Origin of the sequence: Candidatus Protofrankia californiensis (assembly GCF_900634765.1) — a bacterium.
Classification (GTDB): domain Bacteria; phylum Actinomycetota; class Actinomycetes; order Frankiales; family Frankiaceae; genus Protofrankia; species Protofrankia californiensis.
This window is the reverse complement of record NZ_CAAAFT010000305.1, coordinates 4,527-5,383: the sequence shown is the minus strand read 5'-3', so window position 1 is coordinate 5,383 and position 857 is coordinate 4,527. Positions and strand designations below refer to the sequence as shown.

Sequence of the window (857 nt, the reverse complement as noted above, 5' to 3'; positions counted from 1 at the left end):
CTGGCCGTCCGCGGCAGTGCGATCACGGTCCCCCGCCTGGTCCGGGCTGCAGCCGCGCCGGCGACGCCAGCACCGCCAGCAGCATCAGCACAATCACCATCAGCAGCACCATCAGCACCAGCGGCGCTCAACCCCGACGGCACCGTCCTGATCACGGGTGGTACCGGGGCGCTCGGCGGACTGCTCGCCCGTCACCTGGTGACACGTCACGGCGTGCGTCACCTGCTGCTCACCAGCCGGCGCGGTCTCGCGGCCCCCGGGGCGGAACAGCTGCGGGACGGCCTCACGGCCCTCGGCGCATCGGTGACGGTCGCCGCCGCCGACGTGACCGAGCGGACGGCACTGGCCGACCTGCTCGCCGCGATCCCCGCCGAGCACCCGCTGACCGCGGTCGTGCACGCCACGGGCGTCATCGACGACGGTGTCGTCACGTCGCTCACCCCGCAACGGCTCGACAACGTGCTGGCGCCCAAGGCCGACGCCGCCTGGCATCTGCACGAGCTGACCCGCGGCGCCGATCTGGCCGCGTTCGTGCTGTTCTCGTCGGCCGCCGGCATTCTCGGCAGCCCTGGTCAGGGTAACTACGCGGCCGCCAACGCCTTCCTCGACGCGCTCGCCGGATACCGCCGCGGGCACGGCCTGCCGGCGACGTCGCTCGCCTGGGGACTGTGGGCCGGCGCTAGCGGGATCACCGGTGAACTCACCGACGCCGACCGCGAGCGCATCTCCCGCGCCGGCCTGCGGCCACTGTCCGCGCAGGACGGCCTCGAGCTGTTCGACGCCGCCCTCGGCATCCGCACCACCGGCACCGGCGGCGTGGACCGGGCGCTGCTCGCACCCGTCCACCTCGACCTGGC

The 857-nt window shown here is 74.2% G+C and carries 1 protein-coding gene; it reads left to right on the top strand.

The window, feature by feature from the left end; all coding sequences use genetic code 11:
• Positions 1 to 857, top strand: an 857-nt coding sequence (locus DD1DGNOD_RS28185) for an SDR family NAD(P)-dependent oxidoreductase (protein ID WP_206443223.1), incomplete at both ends; no start/stop codon positions are given.